The organism is Microcella sp., from assembly GCF_040286215.1.
In the GTDB taxonomy this organism is placed as follows: Bacteria; Actinomycetota; Actinomycetes; order Actinomycetales; family Microbacteriaceae; genus Microcella.
The window spans coordinates 240611-256187 of sequence record NZ_JAVKCK010000021.1 but is presented as its reverse complement, the minus strand read 5'-3'; the positions used below and the strand labels follow the sequence as shown (position 1 = coordinate 256187).

Annotated in this window: 15 protein-coding genes and 3 tRNA genes; 11 read left to right on the top strand and 7 right to left on the bottom strand. The window is 67.5% G+C overall.

What is annotated here, in order from left to right:
• The first annotated feature begins 159 nt into the window (after window positions 1-159).
• From RJQ01_RS11220 to RJQ01_RS11185, 8 genes are all read left to right on the top strand, one after another.
• Window positions 160-232, top strand: a tRNA-Glu gene (locus tag RJQ01_RS11220).
• A gap of 29 nt (window positions 233-261) precedes the next feature.
• Window positions 262-335, top strand: a tRNA-Asp gene (locus RJQ01_RS11215).
• 75 nt (window positions 336-410) lie between these two features.
• A tRNA-Phe gene (locus RJQ01_RS11210) sits at window positions 411-486 on the top strand.
• 162 nt (window positions 487-648) lie between these two features.
• Window positions 649-1155 (top strand): peroxidase family protein, encoded by a 507-nt coding sequence (locus RJQ01_RS11205; protein WP_350476806.1) that lies wholly within the window; start codon window positions 649-651, stop codon window positions 1153-1155.
• Window positions 1156-1311: 156 nt separating this feature from the next.
• Window positions 1312-1731: a (deoxy)nucleoside triphosphate pyrophosphohydrolase gene (locus tag RJQ01_RS11200; RefSeq protein ID WP_350476805.1), complete on the top strand. Its 420-nt coding sequence runs from the start codon at window positions 1312-1314 to the stop codon at window positions 1729-1731.
• On the top strand, window positions 1724-4654 hold the full coding sequence (locus RJQ01_RS11195; RefSeq protein WP_350476804.1) for a DUF3427 domain-containing protein: 2931 nt from the start codon (window positions 1724-1726) through the stop codon (window positions 4652-4654). The genes RJQ01_RS11200 and RJQ01_RS11195 overlap by 8 nt, the downstream gene beginning before the upstream one ends.
• 37 nt (window positions 4655-4691) lie before the next feature.
• On the top strand, window positions 4692-5153 hold the full coding sequence (locus RJQ01_RS11190; RefSeq protein WP_350476803.1) for an iron chaperone: 462 nt from the start codon (window positions 4692-4694) through the stop codon (window positions 5151-5153).
• A 200-nt stretch (window positions 5154-5353) separates the two neighbouring features.
• A complete protein-coding gene (locus RJQ01_RS11185) occupies window positions 5354-6391 on the top strand; it encodes a TerC family protein (protein WP_350476802.1) in 1038 nt (345 codons plus the stop codon).
• A 21-nt stretch (window positions 6392-6412) separates the two neighbouring features.
• On the opposite strand, the gene RJQ01_RS11180 is transcribed toward RJQ01_RS11185, so the two are convergent.
• Window positions 6413-6919, bottom strand: a complete 507-nt coding sequence (locus RJQ01_RS11180) for a rhodanese-like domain-containing protein (protein ID WP_350476801.1) — start codon at window positions 6917-6919, stop codon at window positions 6413-6415.
• 112 nt (window positions 6920-7031) lie between these two features.
• Here RJQ01_RS11180 and RJQ01_RS11175 point away from each other — a divergent pair, with 112 nt between their 5' ends.
• A complete protein-coding gene (locus RJQ01_RS11175) occupies window positions 7032-7292 on the top strand; it encodes a glutaredoxin family protein (protein WP_350476800.1) in 261 nt (86 codons plus the stop codon).
• A gap of 105 nt (window positions 7293-7397) precedes the next feature.
• Entirely contained in the window at window positions 7398-7544 is a 147-nt protein-coding gene (locus tag RJQ01_RS11170; RefSeq protein WP_350476799.1) for a hypothetical protein, read from the top strand.
• Between the two features lie 26 nt (window positions 7545-7570).
• On the opposite strand, the gene RJQ01_RS11165 is transcribed toward RJQ01_RS11170, so the two are convergent.
• The 3 genes from RJQ01_RS11165 to RJQ01_RS11155 are packed head-to-tail and all read right to left on the bottom strand — an operon-like array spanning window position 7571 to window position 10980.
• On the bottom strand, window positions 7571-8308 hold the full coding sequence (locus tag RJQ01_RS11165; RefSeq protein WP_350476798.1) for a dienelactone hydrolase family protein: 738 nt from the start codon (window positions 8306-8308) through the stop codon (window positions 7571-7573).
• On the bottom strand, window positions 8305-8787 hold the full coding sequence (locus tag RJQ01_RS11160) for a methyltransferase family protein (protein ID WP_350476797.1): 483 nt from the start codon (window positions 8785-8787) through the stop codon (window positions 8305-8307). Before RJQ01_RS11160 ends, RJQ01_RS11165 begins: the two co-directional genes overlap by 4 nt.
• Before the next feature lie 33 nt (window positions 8788-8820).
• Window positions 8821-10980, bottom strand: coding sequence for an acyl-CoA dehydrogenase family protein (locus tag RJQ01_RS11155; protein WP_350476796.1), 2160 nt, complete (start codon window positions 10978-10980; stop codon window positions 8821-8823).
• Between the two features lie 201 nt (window positions 10981-11181).
• Here RJQ01_RS11155 and trxA point away from each other — a divergent pair, with 201 nt between their 5' ends.
• Window positions 11182-11565, top strand: coding sequence for a thioredoxin (gene trxA / locus RJQ01_RS11150; protein ID WP_350476795.1), 384 nt, complete (start codon window positions 11182-11184; stop codon window positions 11563-11565).
• A 443-nt stretch (window positions 11566-12008) separates the two neighbouring features.
• Here the strand turns inward: trxA and recQ are convergent, their stop codons facing one another.
• The 3 genes from recQ to cysK are packed head-to-tail and all read right to left on the bottom strand — an operon-like array spanning window position 12009 to window position 15548.
• Window positions 12009-13982: a DNA helicase RecQ gene (recQ, locus tag RJQ01_RS11145; protein ID WP_350476793.1), complete on the bottom strand. Its 1974-nt coding sequence runs from the start codon at window positions 13980-13982 to the stop codon at window positions 12009-12011.
• A gap of 60 nt (window positions 13983-14042) precedes the next feature.
• A complete protein-coding gene (gene epsC, locus RJQ01_RS11140) occupies window positions 14043-14612 on the bottom strand; it encodes a serine O-acetyltransferase EpsC (protein ID WP_350476792.1) in 570 nt (189 codons plus the stop codon).
• Entirely contained in the window at window positions 14613-15548 is a 936-nt protein-coding gene (cysK, locus tag RJQ01_RS11135; protein WP_350476791.1) for a cysteine synthase A, read from the bottom strand.
• Between the last annotated feature and the right edge of the window lie 29 nt (window positions 15549-15577).

Genomic DNA, 15577 nt, shown 5'->3' with positions numbered 1-15577 from the left:
GCGCGCTCTGCGTTCCTGGTGCGACGTTAACCCCGGCCCTCCCGCGCGGCGGGGAGGCCGGTCGGATCGGCGGCGAATGGGCTCGCGCCCGCGTTTGGCATTTGCGCCCCTCGACCCGTATGCTTGTGCCTCGGTTGCTGCAGAGTTCCTTCCGGTCACGGCCCCATCGTTTAGCGGCCTAGGACACCGCCCTTTCACGGCGGCAGCACGGGTTCGAATCCCGTTGGGGTCACTCGGCAACCGACACAACTGAACACGCAAGGCCCTGTAGCGCAGTTGGTTAGCGCGCCGCCCTGTCACGGCGGAGGTCGCCGGTTCAAGTCCGGTCAGGGTCGCGGTGAGAGCCTCGCTGAAGTACCGAGCATGTGGGTACGAGGTGGGGCTTTTTCGCTAGGGTCTTGAACCCGCACGGCTCTGTAGCTCAGTTGGTAGAGCGCACGACTGAAAATCGTGAGGTCACGGGATCGACGCCCGTCGGAGCCACCACCGATTCGCTCTTGTCTTGGCGTCCGTGTACGTGGTCGGACGTCTGGCGTCCGCGGTGCAACGTTCAGCAAAACTGCGGATTGGACGCCGTAAGACCGCATTCGCCCGGCCCTGTACCGCGACTGGCACGGCATCGACCCCCAGTGCATAGGGCGCGGTGGCGTGACCGACGAATGGACCGACGCTGACTCGTTTGTGCCGCTCGAGCCGACCCACGACGCGTTCCGCAACTACGTGAAGAAGGACTACACGGTGCCGGCCGAAGAGCTCATGCTCGACCGCGCGAGCCTCATGAACCTGACGCCGGTCGAACTGACCTGCCTCGTCGGCGGCATGCGGACGCTCGGCACCAACCACGGCGGAACGACCCACGGCGTCTTCACCGACACCGTCGGCTCGCTCACGAACGACTTCTTCGTGACCCTCACCGACATGACCTACGTGTGGGAGCCGGCCGGCTTCAACGCCTACAACCTGCGCGACCGCACCACCGGCAAGGTCGACTACACGGCCACCCGCGCCGACCTGGTCTTCGGATCGAACTCGATCCTGCGCTCGTACGCCGAGGTCTACGCGCAAGACGACAGTCGCGAGACGTTCGTGCACGACTTCGTCGCCGCCTGGACCAAGGTCATGAACGCCGACCGGTTTGATCTGGTGGCGGGTTGATCGGCGCCTCTTCCGGCTGATGGATGCTCGGGCCGGGGTCTCTGCAGAGGCCCCGGCCTTTTCTGTCTCGCAGGAGGTTTGGGAAACGCGAGGTTGCCCGGAAAGCGAGAGTCCTCCCGCCAGTGAACGGTTGTCGCTCCTATCGTCAAGACTGTGGTGAACGAGGGCGAGCGAGGGGTCATGAAAAAGCACATCACGGTGGTCGGCGCCGTCATCGTTCGCGACGGTTTGATCTATTGCGCCCGCCGCGGGCCGGGCGGCGCCCTCCCCGGCATGTGGGAGTTCCCGGGCGGCAAGGTCGAGAAGAAGGAATCATTCGCCGAGGCTCTCGTGCGAGAGATTAACGAAGAGCTCGAATGTGAGATCTCGGTCATCGAGGCGCTGGAAACCACGACCCACGAGTACGACTTCGCGATAGTCACCCTGGCGACCTTCATCTGCAAACTCATTGCAGGTGAGCCGCGGTCGAACGAGCACGCAGAGGAGCGTTGGCTGCCGGCCGACCAGCTCGACATCCTTGACTGGGCTCCAGCGGATATCCCCGCGGTAGAGAAGCTGCGAGCCATCGGTGTCTGACGCCCAGCAGGACTTCTGGAACTCGCCCCTCGGGCGGGAGACGGAGTTCGGCTACCTGCTCGAGTCGTCGCTCGTTCCGCATAACCTCAACCCGGAAGTCGTCCTCAACAACGAGTACTCCTCCGTCCTGCGAGTGCTCCGCCGAGAGTTGAAGCACGCAGAGCGATTTCTTTTCTCCGTTGCTTTCGTGACTCCGCGGGCACTTGCTTTGCTGAAGCAAGAACTCGTCGACTTTCGGGGTGTTGGGACGATCATCACCTCGGACTACCTTGGCTTCAACACTCCTGGCGTTTTCAAGGAGCTCAAGGCCCTTGAGAAGATCGGTATCTCTTCCCGGATTCACTCCAGCAAGGCGTTCCACGCCAAGGGCTACATTTTCCACCGGCCCGACCGCTCCGTCGCACTCTTTGGCAGCGCGAACCTTACAGAGTCCGCCCTCGTCGCGAACCTCGAGTGGAATATCAAGGTCTCCGGCTCGCCCGAGAGCAACCTGTCGCGCCAACTGGACGAGCTCGAGCTCGAGCAGCGTGAAAACTCACGTGACATCACCCCCGAGTGGATCACCGAATACGAGGCACGGCCGAGACCAACCACGGTGTGGACTCCGGGCGGGCCGGCCCAGGCGCCTGCGGCCCCTGAACCTCAGCTGGAAACCCAAGTTGTCCGGCCACGTTTCAAACCCAACGCGATGCAGCGGGAGGCGCTGGCGGCTATCGAGATGCTCAGGACACAAGGCCAGCGGAGGGCACTGGTGGTGTCGGCCACCGGAACAGGAAAGACAGCTCTCGCCGCTTTCCACGTCGGCATGGTCGACCCCGAGCGGTTCCTCTTCATCGTTCATCGGGAACAAATCCTCGATCGCGCCATCGAAGAGTTCACGAATCTTCTCGGTCTATCCGAGCAGGAGGTTGGCAAGCTTGCGGGCGGCAAGAAGGAGACCAACAAGCGATTCGTTTTCGCCACCATTCAGACGCTGTCGCGCCCCGACGTGCTGGAGGGAATCCAGGCTGACGAGTACGACTACGTCGTGGTCGACGAATCCCACCACGTGGGCGCCGACACATACCGACGGGTCATGAAGCACCTCAGTCCAAGTTTCACCCTCGGTTTGACGGCGACTCCCGAGCGATCAGACCAGTCGGACGTGTTCGAACTGTTCGACTACAACGTGGCCTACGAGATTCGTCTCCAGGCAGCGCTCGAAGCGGACATGCTGGCACCTTTCCACTACTACGGCGTCGCGGATGTCGAGTTCGAGGACGGAGCAACGACAGACGATGCGACCAGCGTCGAGCGACTCTCTTCCCGTCTACGGGCCGAACACATCGTCAAGAACCTCGAGATCTATGGTCACGCAGGGCTTCCCCCGAAGGGGCTGATTTTCTGCAGCCGCGTTGAGGAGGCCACGGCACTCTCCGACGAATTGAACTCTCTCGGCCTGCATGGCCGACCGCTGAGTACAGTCGCCCTGTCTGGTATGCACTCGGTCGAGGAGCGCCTTCAAGCGGTCGCCCGGCTCGAGCAGGGGGACCTCGACTACATCCTCACCGTCGACATCTTCAACGAGGGCGTCGATATTCCCTCCGTCAATCAAGTCGTCATGCTTCGTCAGACCAAATCAGCCATCGTGTTCGTCCAGCAACTCGGGCGCGGTCTGCGCAAAGCGCTGGACAAGGACTACACGATCGTCATCGACTTCATCGGCAATTACACAAACAACTACCTCATCCCCATCGCGCTTTTTGGCGACAACTCTCAGGACAAGGAGTCGCTCCGGCGTCGACTCATCGAGGCCGAAGAGCGCGGCGTCCTTGCGAACATCTCGAGCATCCGCTTCGACCGCATTGCCCAGAAACGCGTATTGGACGCCGTTGCGGTGACAAAACTAAGCACTCCCGCTTTGCTTAAGCCCGCGCTGGAAGCCATGCGGTCACGCCTAGGACGGACTCCGCGCCTCATCGACTTCGCGGAGTCTGATTCGACTGACCCGGTCGTTCTTGCGACGAGCCTGAAACACTACCCGGAGCTCCTTAGCCGCACGCTGAAGGTCGAACATCGACTGACCGACGAACAATCACGGCTGCTCGACTTCCTTGGCAGTGAGGTGCTTGCGGTTAAGCGGTTGGCCGAGACGGAAGTGCTGTTCGAACTGCTCAGCGGGTCATCGCGGTCGCTTGATGATCTGGCTAAGCGGATAGCCGACGCTGGGGGCGAGAAGGATAAAGAGCTCACTGCGAGCGCCTTGAGGACCCTCAGCTTCGAGTTCCTAACCGAGGCCGAGCGAACGCGTTATGGGAACGCTCCGGTCGTCCTCACGCCCGAGGGTGATTACCGACTCAGTCAAAGTGTCCACAACGCCCTGGAACAAGACAGGGAATTCCACAACGAAGTGCATGACCTGCTGTGGACTGCTCGCGCAATTGTCCCCCGCAAGTACGGGGGCGCTCAGCCCTTTAGCGTGGGCCGTCAGTATTCGCGGAAGGACGCCTCCCGGCTGCTCCGATGGCGATCAAACATGATGGGTGTCATTTTCGGATACAAGGTAGATGCCTCCACGAAGACCTGCCCCATCTTCATCACCTATCACAAGGCGGAAGACGTCACGGCGAGCACTCGATACGCAGATGAGCTGCTCGACCCAGGCACGTTGATCTGGTTCACCCGCAATCGTCAAACTCTCGAGAGTCCTGACGTCAAGACCATCGCCAGCAACTCAGTCACGCTGGATGTCTTCGTGAAGAAGGATGACAACGACGGAACAGATTTCTTCTATCTCGGCCGGGCAGAGGCTGGGCACGCCCTTCAAACTGAGATGAAGGACAAGAAGGGCACGCTGCTTCCGGTTGTACGAATGACGCTCAAGTTCGATCAGCCCATGCCGCAAGGTCTTTTCGACTACTTCCAGCCGACGATTACGGAGTAGGTCGTAAGTCAATCGGATGCAGGTCTAGCCTGTGGGCATGACCGACAAGAGCCGAGCATCCACCGGCAATGACGGGTTCACCGCGGACGAGCGCGCCGCGATGAAGGAGCGCGCGGCCGAGCTGCGCGCCGAGGCGAAGCGGGCCAAGGGGGCGGCGAAGGCCGAGGCCGAGCTGGGCGACCTGCTCGAGGCGATAGCGAAGCTTCCCGACGGGGGCGACCGGGCGCTCGCCACGACCCTGCACGAGGTCATCATGGCGGCGGCTCCGCAACTGGCTCCGCGCACCTGGTACGGCATGCCCGCTTACGCGCTCGACGGCAAGGTGCTGTGCTTCGTGCAGCCGGCCAGCAAGTTCGACACTCGGTACACGACGCTCGGGTTCAACGACACCGCGCAGCTCGACGACGGTGCCATGTGGCCGGCGTCGTTCGCGGTCACCGCGGTGGGTGCCGCCGAGAAGAAGGCGATCACTGAGCTCGTACGGCGCGCCATCGGCTGAGAATTCGCCCGGCCCGCACCTCGCACGTGCATCGTGATGCGCGAACTGTGGTTCACTTAGCGGCGGAGGGGAGTATCCCCGATCCGCACGACGTCGTCATTACATTCCGCCCTGTCGGGATCGGCGTCGTGGGCCCGCTAGGCACATCGCCCGGGCTGGGAAAGACCTCCTGAACGCTACTGATTCAGGAGTCTGCTCTCATGAATGTTCCCCTGTGGCTGTGGTTCGCCGTGCTCGGCGTCATCCTCGTCATGCTCGCGATCGACCTCTTCGCGCACCGCAAAGCCCACATCATCAGCGTGCGCGAGGCAGCGCTGTGGTCGGGCATCTGGGTGGCGCTCGGAGTCGGATTCGGCGCCTACCTGTGGGCGCAGTACGGCGCCGAGATCGGCCAGCAGTACTACGCGGGCTACCTCATCGAGAAATCGCTCGCCGTCGACAACGTCTTCGTCTGGGCGATCATCTTCGCCTTCTTCGGAGTGCCGCGCGAGCTGCAGCACCGCGTGCTCTTCCTCGGCGTGCTGGGTGCTCTCGTCTTTCGCGCCATCTTCATCACCCTCGGCGTCGTCCTCATCGAGAACTTCTCGTGGATCCTCTACGTGTTCGCCGCTTTCCTGCTCTACACCGGCTGGATGATGATCAGGAAGCGCGATGAGCACATGGATGTCGCGAACTCGCGCATCCTGCGCACCTTCCGCCGCGTCATCCCCATGACGGATGCGTACCACGGGCAGAAGTTCCTCATCCGCAAAGCCGGCGTGATCGTCGCGACGCCGCTGCTCGCCGTGCTCGTGCTCGTCGAAGTGACCGACATCATCTTCGCCGTCGACTCGATACCTGCCATCTTCGGCGTCACGCAGGAACCCTTCATCGTGTTCACCGCCAACGCCTTCGCCATTCTGGGCCTGCGGGCCATGTACTTCCTGCTCGCCGACCTCATGCACCGCTTCATCTACCTGAAGCTTGGGCTCGCGTTCGTGCTCATCTGGGTGGGCATCAAGATGCTCTTGCTCGACGTGTACAAGATCCCCACCCCCGTCTCGCTCGGGGTCGTCGCGCTCATCATCACCGTGTCGATCGTGGCGAGCCTGCGCGCGACACGGGGCGAAGGTCGCCACGCCGTCACCGTGCCCGACGCGCCGCCGTTCCACTACGCGACGGCCGACGAGCTCGCCGACGCCGAGCCCCTGCTGCGTCGGCGCACGCGGCGCGTGGTGCCCACGCCCGACCGCGAGTGACCGTGCGCGGCGCCCGCGACGTCAGCAGTCGCAGCTGACGGCGCGGGCCGCCGCCGCAGTGGCCGCGGGCGCAGTGCCGCCGCCCGCCACCGGCGCCGTGAGCGGATCCACCTCGCGGTGCACGTGCCCCGCCGCAGACTCCACGGGCAGACCTTCGCGCGCCCAGTACTCGAACCCACCGAGCAGCTCCTTCACCCGGAGCCCCGCACCCGCGAGCGCATGCGCGGCCTTCACGCCGCCGTTGCACGCGGGCCCCCAGCACATGACGACGATGGGCCGCGCCGGGTCGAGTTCGTCGAGACGATCGAGCAGCTCTGCGCGGGGTACGTGCACGGCGCTCGCGGCGTGGCCCTGATCCCACGCGGCCCGGCCCCGAACATCCACCAGCTGGATGCTCTCCCCCGCGGCGATCGCCGCCGCCACATCGCTCGGGTCTGTCTCGAACGCCAAGCGCGCCGCGAAGTGCGCGCGCGCCACCTGCGGCTCGGCGAACGGCCCCAGGATGCTCTGCTCCACCCTCTCGCTCATGCGCTCACGCTAGAGCGCGCCGAGCCCCTGCAAGTGCTCAGCCGTCGACTCTGGCAGGAAGCCGACGGTGCGAGGCGGGAACACAGCGCGGGCGTCGCGCGTTCACCTCAGCATGACCAACACTTCAGTACCCGCACCCGACCACGTGACCATGTACGGCGCCGACTGGTGCCGCGACTGCCGCCGCACCGAAGCCCTGCTTAACAAGCTCGGCGTCGAGTGGACGAAGGTCGACGTGGAAGCCTCCGCCGAGGCGGCCGAGACCGCGAAAGCCATCAGCGGCCGCATGAACATCCCCGTCGTGCACTTCACCGACGGCAGCCACCTGGTCGAGCCGAGCGACGACGCCGTGCGCACGAAGCTGGGCGTCTAGCCCAGATTCGCTGACGCCGTCGGGTGCGAGGTACTCGCTCGGCGAGCGGCAGGGCGTACGCTCAGGCCTACAGGGCCACCCGGGCTCTCGACAGAGGGAGCCATCATGGGCGAGAAGTCCGCACGCAAGAACACCTCGAAGACCGCCGCGTCGAAGACGCTCAAAGAAAAGCGTGTCGCGAAAGCCGACAAGAAGGCGGCCAACACCCGCTCGCAAAGCTCAGACGCCGTGTCCAAGGCGGCCAAGAACTAGGCGGTCGCGCACGGCCCGCCGCGCACTCAGGTCGCGACGGAGAGGTGGCGGAGGAAGAACGCGTCGATGCGACGCCACGCGTCCTCCGCCTCCACCGGGCGGTGGCCGAGCCGCAGCAGCGGGCCCATCGCGACGCGCGTGAGCCTCGTGCCGTTCGGGATCGCGTTGAGGAAAGCGTGGCCCGCCTCGGGGTACTCGACGACGTCGTGGTCGATGCCGCGCGCGGCGAGCGCCGACTCGAGCCGCTCGGCCGCGCCCCGCAACGACAGGTCGCGGCCGCCGAACGAGCCGACGACAGGGCACGCACCGTCGAGGGTGTCGTCGAGGTCGCGGGGGAGCATCCCGTAATTGACGGATGCTGCGCCGTAGCCGTCCGCACCCGCGAGCAGCAGCGCGAAGCCGCCGCCCATGCAGAACCCGAGCACCCCGACAGCGTCCGTCGTGTCGTCGCGCTCCAGCAGGGTGCGCCGGGCCGCCTCGATGTCGTCGAACGCCGGGCCAGAGCCGCTGCGCAGTGCGCGGAAGGTCGCCACGAGGCAGCGTCGCGCACCGCCGCGACTGTAGAGGTTCGGCATGAGCACCAGGTAGCCCATGCTCGTGAGCCGCTCGAGGTGGTCGCGCATCGCGTCGTCGATGCCGAACGCTTCGTGCACGACCACGAGCGGAGTGAACGGGCCCGAGCCGTCCGGCGCGCCGAGCACCCCCGTCAGCTCGCCCGCACGGCGATCCGCCGGTTGCGGGATCGTGACGTCGACCAGGGTCACGGGCGGATGCGCCCGACGCCCGGCACCAGGCGCCCCACGCGGGCGGCGTACTGCGCGTACTCGTCATGGCGCTCGAGCAGCATCCACTCCTCGAGGCGCGCCTTCGCCGCGAGCAGCACGAGCAGGGCGACCCATGCGAGCACGTGCAGCCACGACGCGCCGATGACGACGAGACCTGCGCCGAGCACAAGCAGCCCCGAGTAGAGGGGGTGCCGCACGAGGCCGTAGATGCCTGTCGTCGTCAGCTCGGCGCTGTCGCGGGGCACGGGCGTCGGCGTGAGTGCGCGGCCGAGCCCCGTGCCCGCGACGACGGCGAGGATGCCGCCGAGGGCGACAAGGGTGAGGCCGACGACGAGCGCGTCGATGCCGCGCTGCCACAGCGACCCCCAGGGCAGGAAGCCGAGCAGCATGAGCAGCACGAACTGGGCGCCGACGAGGCTCCACGCCGCGGCGGGGTGCAGGGTGCGTGTCGTGCTCATGCTCCGCAGGCTACTCCCCGCCCCGCTGCCGTGTCAGCGCCGAGACTTCTTCGCTGCCAGCAGATCCTTCTCGTCGATCGGTGCGAGGCCGCGCGCTCGCAGGTCGGCGTAGTACTCACGAGCCTCCTCCTGCCGAGCCCGCTCCTCGCCCGTGGCGATGTCGGCGCGAATGTGCTCGTCGCGCAGCTCGAACGCGTCGGTCAACTCGAGCGCGTGCGGGCGCAGGCGCGGCAGCAGCCGGTCGTCGATGTAGTCGGTGATGGCCTGCGCGCGGTGGTCGCTGAGGCGGCCGTGGATGACGTACCAGGCGAGGTTCTTCTCGATGAGCCCGAGGCCGAACAGGTCGCGCAGCCACGTGAGAACCTGGCGGTTGCCGTCGTGCTCGACACCGGCCAGCGCCTCGGTGAAGGCCTCCCACTGCAGCAGCTCGCCGTGCGCCTTCGCCGTCTCGATGAGAGCGTTCTGGTGACGGTTGAAGAGCGCCGCGGCATCTTTCTTCGACAGCTTGGATGCGCTGCGCAGCTTGCCCGCAAGCTCAGCCACCATCGTCTCGACCCGGTCGGTCAGCAGCTGCCGCTGAGATTCCGTGTCGCGCACGTAGCCCACCGATCGGGCGGTGGAGCCGAAGTCGGCCACCGACTGCACGAGGCGACGCAGCCCGGAGCGGTGCATGACCGCCTCGTTGACCTGGTCGGCGACGTAGTGCGCCATGACGCCGGCGTCGGCTTTCGCGAACGCTCGTGAGTAGTCGGTGAGGAGGCGCTTGGCGACGAGCTGCAGCAGCACGTTGTTGTCGCCCTCGAACGTCGCGTAGATGTCGAGGTCGGCGCGCAGCTGGGTCAGGCGGTTCGCGGCGAGGAAGCCTTGGCCGCCGCACGCCTCGCGCGCCTCTTGGATGATGTCGAGCGCCGCCCAGGTGCTCAGCGGCTTGAGCGCCGCCGCCAGGGTCTCGAGGTCTTCGCGGTCGCTGTCGGTGTCGGTGCGCCCGGAGAACACGCCGTCGAACTTCTCGAGGAACACCTCGTGCGCGAACGACATCGCGTAGGTCTGGGCGAGTCGCGGCAGCAGGCGCCGCTGGTGCCGCTGGTAGTCGAGCAGCACGACCTCGTTGTTCTCGCCGTCATCGAACTGGCGACGCTCGGAGCCGTAGCGCAGCGCGATCGTCAGGGCGAGCTTGCTGGCGACGACGCACGCGCCGTCGAGGGAGACGCGGCCCTGCACGAGCGTGCCGAGCATGGTGAAGAAGCGGCGGCCGGGGCTCTCGATGGGCGAGGTGTAGACGCCCTTCTCGTCGACCGAGCCGTAGCGGTTGAGCAGGTTGGTGCGGGGCACGCGCACCTGCGTGAAGTGCAGTCGCCCGTTGTCGATGCCGTTGAGGCCGCCCTTGAGCCCGTCGTCCTCTCCGCCGACTCCGGGCAGGAAGGCGCCGGCCTCATCGCGGATCGGCACGTAGAACGCGTGAACGCCGTGGTTGACGCCGCGCGTGATGAGCTGGGCGAAGACGACGGCGGAGCGCCCGTGCAGGGCGGCGTTGCCGAGGTAGTCCTTCCACGCGGCGCGGAACGGCGTGTGGATGACCCACTCGTCGGCGGCCTCGTCGAAGGTCGCCGTCGTGCCCACGGCCGAGACGTCGCTGCCGTGACCGGTCTCGGTCATGGCGAAGGCGCCCGGTGTGGTCAACGTGAGGGCGTCGGGGAGCCAGGCCTTGCGGTGCGGCTCAGTGCCCAGGTGCAGGATCGCGGAGGCGTAGAGGCCCCACTGCACACCCGACTTGATCTGCATGCTCGGGTCGCCGAGCAGAAGCTCTTCGAAGCTCGCGATGAACCCGCCGTGGTCGTCCTCGCCCCCGAACTCCTTCGGGAAAGCGCGGTGCACGGAACCCTTCTCGACGAGCAGACCGAGCTGGCCCAGCACCCGCTCGCGCTGAGCGTGCATGTCGTCGGTGGGGATGCGGTGGAACTCTTCGCGGCGCATGAGTTCGCGCGAGGCGCGGCGGCTCTCCACCCACCGGCCCATGAGCTGCTCGCCGAGCGCGGCGACATCGAGTCGCGGCGCCGACTCCTCCGCCCTCTGCTCCTCGACGGGAGCGGCGGGCGCGGGCTGAGCGGGTTCGGTGTGCTCGGCGACGGGCGCGTCCGCAGCGGGCGCGTCGTCGACGCTCGGTTCACGAACAGAGGATTCACGAGTGGCCATGGTCACACGCTAGGCATGCGCGCCCCTGCCTGGGTCTTCATGGTGAGCAGGCGACGAACCCGACCCGGATCATCCCGTCTCGAATTGTGGGGTGTCGCACATTGCTGAGCGTTCGCCCTGTGCGGAACCTCCCGTCTCGGCGGGGATTCGCCCGGAGCGAATACCCTTGGGGGTATCGACCCGTTCTGGCACAATGGGGTGATGCCTACCGTTGACCTGACCACTGCAGACTTCGAGAAGACCGTCACCGCCGAGGGCATCACCCTCGTCGACTTCTGGGCCGAGTGGTGCGGCCCGTGCCGCCAATTCGCCCCCGTCTACGAGCAGGCGAGCGAGACGCACCCCGACGTGACGTTCGGCAAGGTCGACACGGAGGCCGAGCAGGCGATCGCGTCGGCCGCGAACATCCGCTCGATCCCGACCCTCATGGCGTTCCGCGACGGCGTGCTCGTCTTCGCGCAGCCCGGCGCGCTGCCCGCCCCCGCGCTCGAGCAGGTCATCACGGCCGTGAAGGACCTCGACATGGACGACGTGCGCAAGCAGCTCGCCGAGCAGCAGGCGCAGCAGGGCGCCGCGGAGGCGTAAGCGCCGCGGGGGCCTGGGCGCCGCGGACCTGGCGGCAACGGATGGGCCTCTCCGTTCTGGGACTGTGCCTGCCGTGGCATGTGCCGTGGGAGGCACACAGCGCAACAGGCCACCCGCCCCCGCGCGGCACGCGTGCCCACGACATCGACGGTGCACGTGTGCGCGCCTCTCGCGCAGCGGCACGCCGACCCGCAGTGATGCCCTGGGTCACCGAAACAGGACGCGCGGCCGCAACGGGTGGCCCGGCGGCACGGACGGATGGCGACACAGACGGATGGTCGACGTCGCCCTCCGGGTCGCGGCGGAGCCCGATGCGTTCCATGACGGAGATCGACGGCGTGTTGATCGCGGCGGTGAAGGACAGCACCTCGTCGAATCCCCGACCGGGTGCCGCGGCCAGAACGCGTTGCGCGGTTCGGCGTGCAGGGCGGTCGCGTGCACCGTCACCAGTCGTCCGGCGGCGGGGGTTCGTCTTCCGGCGGCGGCTCGTCGAAGAACGGGATGCCCGGCTCCGGCTCGGCCGAGCTCGCTGGTCCGCGCGGCGCGATCGGAGGCTCCCCTGCCGACGCGGCTCCGGCGGCAGGCTCCTCGCCGCGCACGATCGCGAGCACCGCCTCGCCGTACTGCTCGAGCTTCTTCGCCCCCACACCGCTGATCTCGCCCAGCTCGCCGAGGGTGCTCGGCTCGGTGAGCGCGATGCCGCGCAAGGTCGCGTCGCCGAAGACGATGTAGGCGGGCGCTCCGAGCTCGCGCGCGGTCGCCGCGCGCCACGCGCGCAAGCGCTCGAACAGTGGCGACGCCGCTGCGGGTAGCTCGGCAGGCGCCGAGCGTCGCGAGGAGCGCGGGGCGCGCTTCGGCTCGCGCCGCAGCCGCACCTCCCGCTCGCCCTTGAGCACGGCGCCGCTCGCCTCCGTGATGACGAGAGTGCCGTAGCCGTCGCCGTGCACCGCGAGCAGCCCCTGCGCGAGCAGTTGCCGCACGACGCCCCGCCACTCCTGATCGCTCAGGTCGTCGCCGATGCCGAAGGTCGAGAGCGCGTCGTGCCCGAGCTGCTCGACGCGCGGCGTGCGCTTGCCGGTGAGGATGTCGATCAGCTGGCCCGCGCCGTACCGCTGGCGCCGCTCGCGGTCGAGCCGCACGACGGTCGAGAGCAGCTTCTGCGCCGGAACGGTGCCATCCCAGCTCTCCGGCGGCGCGAGGCACGTGTCGCAGTTACCGCACCGCTGCTTCGCCCCCGCTGCGCCGCCCAGCTGCTGCCCGAAGTACGCGAGCAGCTGCACCCGACGGCATTCGACCGTCTCGCACAGCGCGAGCATCGCGTCGAGCAGCTGCGACTGCCGCCGCTTGTGCGCGGCATCCCCCTCGTTGCGGTCGATCATCTGCCGCTGCTGCACGACATCCTGCAGACCGTAGGCGAGCCACGCCGTCGAGGGCAGGCCGTCGCGCCCGGCGCGCCCCGTTTCCTGGTAGTACCCCTCGACGCTCTTCGGCAGATCGAGGTGGGCGACGAAGCGCACGTCGGGCTTGTCGATGCCCATGCCGAACGCGATCGTCGCGACCATGACGATGCCCTCCTCGCGCAGGAAACGCGACTGGTGGTCCGCCCGAACCCGCGCATCGAGACCCGCGTGATAGGGCAGCGCCGGGATGCCCTGCTCGGCGAGCGCCGTCGCCGTCTTCTCCACGCTCGCGCGCGACAGGCAGTACACGATGCCCGCGTCGCCCGGGTGCTCCGAGCGGATCAGCTGCAGCAGCTGCTGCACCGGCTGGTTCTTCGCCTCGATGCGGTACTGAATGTTCGGCCGGTCGAAGCTCGCCGTGAAGCGCCGCGCCTGACCCAGGTCGAGCCGCGCGACGATCTCGTCTGCGGTCGCCTGCGTCGCCGTCGCCGTGAGCGCGATGCGCGGGATGCTCGGCCAGCGCTCGTGCAGCATCGACAGCGCGAGGTAGTCGGGTCGAAAGTCGTGCCCCCACTGCGACACGCAGTGCGCCTCGTCGATCGCGAACAGTGCCACGGTCAGGCGATCGAGCAGCTGCCCCGTCGCGGGCACGGTCACGCGCTCGGGCGCGAGGTAGAGCAGATCCACCTCGCCCGCGAGCAGAGCCTGCTCGACGCGCCGCCGCTCCTCGGGCGACTGCGTCGAGTTGAGGAACTCGGCGCGGGCGCCGACGGCGGCGAGAGCATCCACCTGGTCCTTCATGAGGGCGATGAGCGGGGAGATGACCACGCCGACGCCGTCGCGCACGAGCGCGGGAATCTGGTAGCAGAGGCTCTTGCCGCCGCCCGTGGGCATGAGCACGAGCGCGTCGCCGCCGCCCACGACGTGCTCGATGATCGCCTGCTGGTCACCGCGGAACGCCGGGTAGCCGAAGACCGTCTCGAGCACCTGCTGGGGGGTTCGGGTCGCGATGCTCACCCGCCCAGGGTAGTCGCGGGCGCCGACGCGCCCGCCGAGCGCCGTATCGGGTGGGGACGGCTAGATGTGGATGGCCGGGTCGATGAAGAAGCCGTCGGGCCCCGCACCCGAAGCGGTGCCGCGGTCGAGCGGCCGCGAGGTCGCGGGAATGCCCGTCGCCACCGAGTCGGGCGGCACATCCTTCGTGACGAGCGCGAGCGCGCCCACCTGCGAGCGCGCACCGATCGTCACCGGGCCCAGAACCGTCGCGTTCGCCCCGATGAGCACGCCATCCCGAACCGTCGGGTGCCGCTTGCCCGTCGAGAGCGTGCGGCCGCCGAGCGTGACGCCGTGGTACAGCATCACGTCGTCGCCGATCTCGGCTGTCTCGCCGATGACGACGCCCATGCCGTGGTCGATGAAGAAGCGACGGCCGATCGTGGCCGCCGGGTGGATCTCGACGCCCGTCCACGCGCGCGCCACCTGGGCGATCATCCGCGCAAGCAGTCTCAGTCTCCAGCGCCACAGCCGGTGGGCGATGCGGTGCCACCAGATGGCGTGCAGCCCCGCCGAGGTCAGGAACACCTCGAGGCCGCTGCGCGCCGCCGGGTCGCGCAGGCGCGCCGTCGCGATGTCCTCCCGGAGCGGCATCTAGGAGCGCAGGTCTTCGTAGAGAACGCTCGAGAGGTACCGCTCGCCGTAGCTCGCCAGAATCACCACGATCGTCTTGCCCGCGTTCTCGGGACGCTTCGCGAGCTCGACCGCGGCGTGCGCCGTCGCACCCGACGAGATGCCACCGAGAATGCCCTCCTCCGCGGCCAGGCGCCGTGCCATGGCCACCGACTGGCCGATGTTGACGTCGATGATCTCGTCGTAGATCTCGCGGTCCAGCACCGCTGGCACGAAGTTGGCGCCGATGCCGGCGATCTTGTGCGGGCCGGGAGCGCCGCCGTTGAGGATAGGGCTCTCCTCCGGCTCCACGCCGACGACCATCACCTCGGGCTTCTGCTGCTTGAGGTACTGCCCCGTGCCGGTGAGCGTTCCGCCCGTGCCGATACCGGAGACGAAGATGTCGACGGCGCCGTCCGTGTCATTCCAGACCTCGGGACCGGTCGTGCGGCGGTGGATGTCGGCGTTCGCCTCGTTCTCGAACTGCTTCGCGAGCACGGCGCCGGGAGTGTTGGCGACAATCTCCGCGGCCTTGCCGACAGCGCCCTTCATGCCTTCGCCACCGGGGGTGAGCACGAGCTCGGCGCCATAGGCCTTGAGCAGCATCTTGCGCTCTTCGCTCATGGTCTCCGGCATCGTCAGGATCACGTGGTAGCCGCGGGCCGCACCGATCATCGCCAGCGCGATGCCCGTGTTGCCGCTCGTGCCTTCGACGATCGTGCCGCCCTTGGTGAGCTCGCCGCTCTTCTCGGCCGCCTCGATGATCGCGACACCGAGCCGGTCTTTGACGCTCGCGGAAGGGTTGTAGAACTCGAGCTTCGCGAGCACCGTCGCCCCGGCGCCCTCGGTCACGGCGTTGAGCGTCACGAGAGGCGTGTAGCCGAACGCCTCGGTGATGTCCTGATAGATGCGAGCCATGGTGGGTCTCTCCTTGGTGGATCGGCGGT